The sequence below is a fragment of the Sulfuricurvum sp. genome, from assembly GCF_019163035.1.
In the GTDB taxonomy this organism is placed as follows: Bacteria; Campylobacterota; Campylobacteria; order Campylobacterales; family Sulfurimonadaceae; genus Sulfuricurvum.
Genome location: NZ_JAFLKV010000094.1, coordinates 1 through 7382, shown reverse-complemented (window position 1 = coordinate 7382; position 7382 = coordinate 1). Strand labels below are relative to the sequence as shown.

The 7382-nt window shown below is 45.6% G+C and carries 8 protein-coding genes; 3 read left to right on the top strand and 5 right to left on the bottom strand.

Features of this window, described 5'->3' with window-relative positions; translation table 11 throughout:
• Nucleotides 1-419 (top strand): hypothetical protein (locus JZU62_RS07005; RefSeq protein WP_295013268.1); only part of this gene is annotated, 419 nt, incomplete at its 5' end.
• On the opposite strand, the gene JZU62_RS07000 is transcribed toward JZU62_RS07005, so the two are convergent.
• Entirely contained in the window at nt 416-2035 is a 1620-nt protein-coding gene (locus JZU62_RS07000) for a YcaO-like family protein (protein ID WP_295013266.1), read from the bottom strand. The genes JZU62_RS07005 and JZU62_RS07000 overlap by 4 nt on opposite strands.
• Nucleotides 2036-2197: 162 nt before the next feature.
• On the opposite strand from JZU62_RS07000, the gene JZU62_RS06995 reads away from it, so the two are divergent.
• Together JZU62_RS06995 and JZU62_RS06990 are read left to right on the top strand one after the other, a co-directional pair.
• Nucleotides 2198-2878 carry a superoxide dismutase gene (locus tag JZU62_RS06995; RefSeq protein WP_295013263.1) on the top strand — a complete coding sequence of 227 codons (681 nt, stop codon included), beginning with the start codon at nt 2198-2200 and terminating at the stop codon, nt 2876-2878.
• Nucleotides 2879-2902: 24 nt separating this feature from the next.
• Nucleotides 2903-3418 (top strand): rhodanese-like domain-containing protein, encoded by a 516-nt coding sequence (locus JZU62_RS06990; protein WP_295013261.1) that lies wholly within the window; start codon nt 2903-2905, stop codon nt 3416-3418.
• Here JZU62_RS06990 and rd read toward each other — a convergent pair.
• The 4 genes from rd to JZU62_RS06970 all read right to left on the bottom strand — a co-directional run.
• A complete protein-coding gene (gene rd / locus JZU62_RS06985) occupies nt 3399-3563 on the bottom strand; it encodes a rubredoxin (RefSeq protein WP_295013259.1) in 165 nt (54 codons plus the stop codon). The genes JZU62_RS06990 and rd overlap by 20 nt on opposite strands.
• Nucleotides 3564-3577: 14 nt before the next feature.
• Nucleotides 3578-4438, bottom strand: a complete 861-nt coding sequence (locus tag JZU62_RS06980; protein ID WP_295013257.1) for a thiamine pyrophosphate-dependent enzyme — start codon at nt 4436-4438, stop codon at nt 3578-3580.
• Complete coding sequence (locus JZU62_RS06975; RefSeq protein WP_295013255.1) at nt 4435-6114, bottom strand: 2-oxoacid:acceptor oxidoreductase subunit alpha; 1680 nt, start codon at nt 6112-6114, stop codon at nt 4435-4437. The genes JZU62_RS06980 and JZU62_RS06975 overlap by 4 nt, the downstream gene beginning before the upstream one ends.
• A 147-nt stretch (nt 6115-6261) precedes the next feature.
• A partial coding sequence (locus tag JZU62_RS06970) for a putative PEP-binding protein (RefSeq protein ID WP_295013253.1) occupies nt 6262-7382 on the bottom strand: 1121 nt, incomplete at its 5' end.

The following is a 7382-nucleotide window of genomic DNA, read 5'->3' as shown; positions in this document are numbered from 1 at the left end:
AAATCCCCCTCTACCCTGATACCGTCTATGACTTCGGAGGATTTGAAAACCCTCACGCAAACGAGATTTTAAGAGAGTCGGATATTATTATCCTGCCGACGACAAACGATCTTAACTCCATTATGAAAAGTTTGATTTTTATTAAAAATTTCAAAGAGAAGACGATCCTCGTATTCGCCAATATGATCGATAACCCCAGTGATGCAGTGATGATCCGAGAAAAGATTCATGAGCATTTTCCAAACCTCGCCTTTACCTATCTACGACGGACGAAACTGCTCAAAAATGCGTTGGAAAGCGGGATGAGTGCCAGTGAATTGTATGAGAGTAACAACCACACCCAACACCTCTATAAACAGGCATTCGGCGAATACTCCAAAATCCTCAACCTATTTACCGGCGAGTCAGAGGGGTTTTAAATCCCCTCTAGTTTTTTCACTTCGAGCCGATCATACAATTCGAGCATATTCAAATAATCGCGGTGCAATGTCGTATTAACCAATAATCCTTCTTTGTTAAGTATCTCTAATGCTTTATCGACCCTTTGAGGGGTATAGAGATCATAGAGCGCTTGTTGATAGTTACAGAGGTCTAATCCCAGCTCTTCGAGGCGTATAAGCTCGATAATGAGATTCCCCATGATATTGCTACCGAATTCCAAATAGCTCACCGCTTCGTCGATATTTCCAGCTGAGAGATGAAGCTGTGCCTTGAGTTCCCCGATAGTAAAATTCTCCTCGAAAATCACCCCGATAAACTTTTCGACATTCAGATGATCTTCGAGAGCTTCGATCTCATCGAGCACCGTTTCGGGATCATATTCGGCAAAGTTTAAAATAATCTCCCGATACATTTTCCCGCGATTACGGTTATTGTAGATCAAATCATCGATCGGATAGACTTCGGAAATCCCGGGGACAATGATCTGGCATGAATAGAAATCCAGATAGTTATAGTCTCGGATATAAAGCTCGCTCCCCATCGATTCAAATATTTCGCTCAAATAGACGAACTCATCCTCGGTACTCTCTCCGCTATAGTTCCACGGAGCAAATTCAAAGCTTTTTTGGGCACTCAAAAACTGGATCCCCATCTTGCCGTTGGAATCGATAAAGTGCGATTCGAGATTGAAACTCTCAGAGACGAGCGACATATCAAACGTCGGCACTTCAAACTCTTGTAAATTCTCCAATCCGCGCCCTTGCATCAGTTCCGTCATCGTCCGCTCCAACGACACTTCGAGGATCGGATGGGCACCGAAAGAGACGAAAAGGGTTGCATTGGCAGGATTGAGAAACGAAATCGCCGTGACGGGGTATTTACCTCCCAGTGACGCATCCAAAACGTTTACGATATATCCTAACTCCCGAAGCTTTGTCAGATCGCTGTAGAGACGCTCAAATTGGACTAAAAACTCATCGCTATACGCTGGCAGAGCATACCCTTTTTTGATAATCTCAATCTTCGCATACCGCTCCAAAATTTCGCTCATCGACTGCACTTGCGCCTCTTGGGCGGTGTTTCCCGTCGCAAGCCCGTTGCTGACATAAAGGTTGCTGAGGATATTGATCGGAAAATAGACCACATCAGCATTACTAAGCTTTTTAAACGGCAAGGCAGTGATTTTATCTTCGGTATCGCTGTTAAAATCGATCAATTCATCCATACTCAATTCGCCATTAGGATCATACAGCTCCATCAATTCAGAGCTCAAATATCCCCCGTCCAAATCAAACTCCACCTCATCGGGATAATACTTCCGATCCGGCAGATGAAAATCGATAAAAAAGTTATTGGTTTGTAGGCGTTCAATATATTCGCCCAAAGCACTCGCTGTAGAAGCCTCAGAGTAGATCCCTTTGCCGTTAGAGTAGATATGTTTCGGCGCTTCTATCGAGGCGAGATTCACCGAGTAGCAATGGCTGAGGGGGTGTTTTTCACTTGAATAGGTGACATCACATCCCATATCGCTCAATATACTTTGCATACGTTTGATGGAGACTTCAACTGGGGCGTTTTTGGAGGCTAAATTCATATTAGTTCGCTTTTGATAAATTGTGACTAAGTATAGCTAAAAGAATGAACTGATCACTAATTTAAACTTTTCTTAAGTATGACATTAGTTTCTCATTAGCCAATAAAATTTAACTACTATAAATTATTATAATGACATATCTTCAATATAGAGGAGTTAAAAATGAAACATGTACTTATGGAATTGCCGTTTGAGCAATCTGCATTAGCACCTTATATTTCTGCCGAAACACTCTCATATCATTACGGTAAACATCACGCCGGATACGTAAATAAACTAAACTCACTTATTGTGGGGAGTGAGTATGAGGAGAAATCGCTTGAGCACATTATTAAATATGCGGATGGCGCTATTTATAATAATGCGGCTCAGATCTATAATCATGATTTTTACTGGAAAGGACTTAAAAATGCGCCAACGGTTCCATCGGTGGAACTTTTAGGTTTACTTGAACGTGATTTTGGATCAATAAAAACATTTGAAGAAACTTTTTTAGCTGCTGCCGCAGGTTTTTTCGGCTCAGGCTGGGTTTGGTTGATTATCACCAATCAAGGCAAACTGGAGATTAAACTGACTTCGAATGCCGATACACCGATACGTCATGGAGACACCCCTCTTTTAACGTGCGATGTGTGGGAACATGCCTATTATATTGATTACCGAAACGGACGGGTAGATTATCTTTCAAACTGGTGGAAACTGATCAATTGGAATTTTGTTTCTACTAATCTTTCCCTTTTTGTGAACGATCCGATTGCAGGCTATAATCAATCCTGCAATGATCTGAATTCAGTCTGCGAATACGTTGATTTTATGCAAAACAATGAGCGGACACCCTCTTAATTTATACGTTGCAAGGAGTGAATTATGTTAGGAAAATTATCTATGTTGGTATTAGCAGGGCTTTTAAGTTCTAGTGCTCTCTACGGTGTCGATTATGATGGCGAAAAGAGCATTATGTTTGAAACCACGTATGAAGTGTGCGTCATCCCACCACAAGTCGATGACGCAATGGCTCAGGGGATCAAGGTTATCGATACGGTAAAAGCAAAAGCACTGTACGATAAAAAAGCTGTCTTTTTTGATGCCCGTGAAAAACGGCACTTTGCAAAAGAGCATATCAAAGGGGCATACCCTGTTTATTTTGATGTATCCAAAGCGGAGTATATTGTACTCCAGCTACCTACAGACAAAAAACAAGAACTCGTTTTTTATTGCTACGGTGAAACGTGTGCCAACTCGTATGAAGCCGCTTTGGCAGTACGAAAGCTCGGCTATCAAAATGTATATTGGTTTTTAAACGGATTCGGCGACTGGAAAGCCGCAGGATATCCGGTCTCTTCGAACAGCAAAACGAAGAGTACTACTCAACAAGCTCGCTAAAATCTTCTTTCCCGACCTTGCACTCAGGACATACCCAATCATCCGGTATATCTTCAAAAGCTGTGCCGGGTTCAATACCGCTATCAGGGTCTCCTACTACCGGATCATAAATGTATCCGCATACATTGCATTCATATTTTTTCATCTTCTACTCCTCTTTTAAATGTATTTATCCATTTCTGCATTAAGCCGCTGAAAATCAACTTCATGCAGATACAGCGGCTTACTTCCTATCTGACTTTCATCCCGAAGCGCATCTTCCAAAACACCTTTTTGCGGACTTTTGTAGATAACCCCTATCGGAAAGGGATGGCTCTCTAGCGATTTTTCAAATGCCTTGACCTTATCCTCAGGGTTATAGTCACTCGGTAATACATACACATTCTCTTTGAACCATTTAAACGTATTGGTTTTGTTAAACGTAACGCACGGCTGAAAAATATCGATCAACACATACCCTTTGTGCTTAATCGCGATTTTCAGCATTGCTTTGCAGTGCTCTTTATTCCCCGAAAAGGTTCGAATCACGAGCGACGCATCGAGCGATATCGCCGTTGCGATAGGATTAAACGGCTCCACGTGGACCCCCTCCGTCTGTACGGGTGTCTTAAACCCCCGCTGTGATGTCGGAGAGGCTTGACCCTTGGTGAGGCCGTAGACCATATTGTTATGGACGATGTTGATGATGTCGGCATTTCGTCGGATGGCACTCATAAAGTGGTTACCCCCCTCCCCGTACATATCGCCGTCCCCCCCCTCGGCAATCACGGTTAGAGAGGGATTAGAAACTTTCACCCCCTGTGCGACGGGGAGTGCTCTACCGTGGAGTCCGTTGAACATATGGACAGACATGTATTGCGGTGTTTTCGCCGCCTGCCCTATCCCCGATACGACAACACATTGAAGCGGGTCAAGCCCCATTTCCTCCAACGCCTCTTTTAAATGCGAAAGAATGGAAAAATTCCCGCATCCGGGACACCATGCGTTATCCTCTACGATTCTATCAAACCGTGTACTCATCGGATCTCCTTTAACAGCAGTGCGATTTTTTCGGAGAGTTCATCGACAAAAAAACTCAGCCCGTCAGATTTCAGGATCTGATCATCTGCGATGATTCCGTGCAGTCGTAAAAGTTTTGCGAACTGCCCTGTAGCGTTATTTTCGATGACAATAATGCGTTTGGCTTTTTGAAGCGGTGCAAGTTGAGATTCGCTAAGAGGGTAAACCCAAGAGAAATGGACGGTTGAGAGCCTCTTATCCGCTATCCTCTCAACCGCCTCTTTAATGATATATTTTGTACTTCCCCATCCGACGACGGCAATCTCTCCATCTGCCTCGACATCAGGGAGAATAGCTTCTTTCTCAATTAACAGACGTTTTTGAAGCCGTTTAGTGTTTTGCTCGTTCCGCACAGACATACTCTCGGTGATCAGCCCCTCCTCGGTATGTTCATCCGAATCGACCAATACCAGCCCCTCGCCGTATCCGGGAATCCCGCGAGGGCTGATCCCCTCTTGGGTGAGAAGGTAGCGTTTGTAGTCCGCGTCGCTCTTAACGATGTGATGAACAGGCGATATAGGATCGATTTCAAACCGCTCGACAGTGAAATAGCTGTCCGCCAAATACTGATCGCTCATAAGTATCACGGGAACCTGATACGCATCGGCGAGTTGAAACGCTTTTCGTGCAAGTTCAAAGCACTCTCTCACATCACCGGGAGCCAATACGATCCTCGGAAATTCACCATGCCCGCTGTAAATGGCGAGTTCTAAATCCCCCTGCTCCGTCCGTGTCGGAAGACCCGTTGCAGGGCCGGGACGTTGCGCCAGATAGACAACCATCGGCGTTTCAGTTATTCCGCTGAGACTGAGTCCCTCACCCATCAGGGCAAATCCGCCGCCGCTCGTCGTCGTGATCGCCCGCCCACCGCCGTACCAAACTCCTAATCCCATCTGAAAGGCGGCGATTTCATCTTCCGCCTGCTCGACACAGATTCCGAAATTTCGACTCTGCTTCGCCAAAAAGGTCAACACCCCCGTCGAAGGGCTCATCGGATAACTGGAGATGAAATTACACCCCCCCGCAATCGCTCCGAACCCAACCCCATCTGTACCGCTTAAAAATAAATCATTCTTTGGGTTCATGGAAGAGTTGGGAGCAATACAGTATCGGCAACTCCCGTTCTCACGTGCCAACTCAGTTCCCATATCTAATGCTTTGAGGTTCACTGCAAGCAACTCATCGGTATAGAACTCCGAAACAATCTCCCTCAGCACCGCACCATCGCACCCGAGCAGTCCGAAGATAAACGCCGCCGCAATCGTATTGGAGACGATGGGATTGCCTATCTCTTTCGCCAAACTCTCCAAATCATAATCATAGAGGACGCAGTCGCACTCGTAATCCCCCTTTTTTGCGACCACAAACGTCTCATTGCTAATCCGTTCTTGAGCATGTAAAAAAGCATTTGTATCAAGAGGTACGAAAATATCGACCTTAAAATCGGGTGCATTAACGGGTTTGTCGGAGATCCGTATCAACGTCGTATTGCTTCCGCCACGAACTCTGGACATAAACTCTTTGGTCGAAAAGGTATAAAATCCCCCTCTCTTGAACCCTTTGGTTAAAAGAGTCTCGATGCTCGCTATCCCCTGCCCCGCACTCCCTCCGATCAATATCGAAACCGAATTTCTCATTCTCTCGCCCTCCAGGTGATTTTTTCGCCGTAATAGCCGACCTGTGGAAGCTCTTCCTCGCTAAATTGTTGCATAGATTCCTGCTTCCATTTGGTTACAGATACTTTAGTCCAACTTAGTAAATATAATAATATAAAATAAAATTAATTATTTATCTTCAAATTCACTCACAACCTGCCGCATTTTTAGAAGTGAATCGGGGTTGAGGGAGATCGAATCAATCCCCTCCTCCACCAAAAATCGGGTGATTTCGGGATAATCAGAGGGTGCCTGACCACAGATACCGATGTATTTGCCCCGCTCTTTGCACGCACGTATCGCCATGGAGAGCATCCGTGTCACCGCCTCGTTACGCTCATCAAACACCGCTGCGACCAAGGTACTGTCCCGATCGACCCCGAGGGTGAGCTGAGTAAGGTCGTTAGAGCCGATACTGTAACCGTCAAATATTTCCAAAAACTGATCGGCGAGAATCACATTGGAGGGGATTTCGCACATCGCGTAGATTTCCAAGCCGTTTTCCCTCTGCACCAATCCTGCTTCGTTCATTACCGCAAGCACTCTACGCCCCTCATCGGGAGTACGGACGAAGGGGAGCATTACTTTGACATTAGTGAGCCCCATATCATCGCGTACCCGTTTCAGCGCTTCACACTCCCACTCAAACGCCTCTCGATACTGCGGAGAGTAATAGCGGCTTGCTCCGCGAAATCCGATCATCGGGTTCTCTTCATCGCTCTCATACGCCGCGCCGCCGACCATGTGTTTGTACTCATTGGATTTAAAATCGGTAGTACGGACAACGACGGGACGGGGATAAAACGCCGCCGCGATCATCCCTACCCCCTCGGCGATCTTATCGATAAAAAATTTCTTCGGATCATCGTACCCCCGCATCGCGACTTTTACCGCTTTGATATCATGTATTTTTTTACCGCGTGAGAGTTCCACCAATGCCATCGGATGGGCTTTGACATAGTTGGTAATAATAAACTCCATCCGGGCCAACCCTACCCCGTCATTGGGAAGTTTTGCCACTTTAAATGCACTTTCGGGATTCCCGACATTCATATAGAGTTTTGTTTTTGTCGGGGTGAGATTTCCCAGATCGATGTGGGTAATTTCATACGGTATCAACCCTTCATAGACCACTCCGATCTCCCCCTCGGCACAGCTCACCGTAACCTCATCCCCCTCATGGAGAAGTTCGGTCGCATTGATCGTCCCGACAATAGCGGGGACACCGATTTCACGTGCGACGATGGCGG

Coding starts and splice junctions, on each gene's coding strand:
- JZU62_RS07000 (WP_295013266.1), bottom strand. CDS start 2,035: ATGAATTTAGCCTCCAAAAACGCCCCAGTTGAAGTCTCCATCAAACGT.
- JZU62_RS06990 (WP_295013261.1), top strand. CDS start 2,903: ATGTTAGGAAAATTATCTATGTTGGTATTAGCAGGGCTTTTAAGTTCT.
- JZU62_RS06980 (WP_295013257.1), bottom strand. CDS start 4,438: ATGAGTACACGGTTTGATAGAATCGTAGAGGATAACGCATGGTGTCCC.
- JZU62_RS06995 (WP_295013263.1), top strand. CDS start 2,198: ATGAAACATGTACTTATGGAATTGCCGTTTGAGCAATCTGCATTAGCA.
- JZU62_RS06975 (WP_295013255.1), bottom strand. CDS start 6,114: ATGAGAAATTCGGTTTCGATATTGATCGGAGGGAGTGCGGGGCAGGGG.
- rd (WP_295013259.1), bottom strand. CDS start 3,563: ATGAAAAAATATGAATGCAATGTATGCGGATACATTTATGATCCGGTA.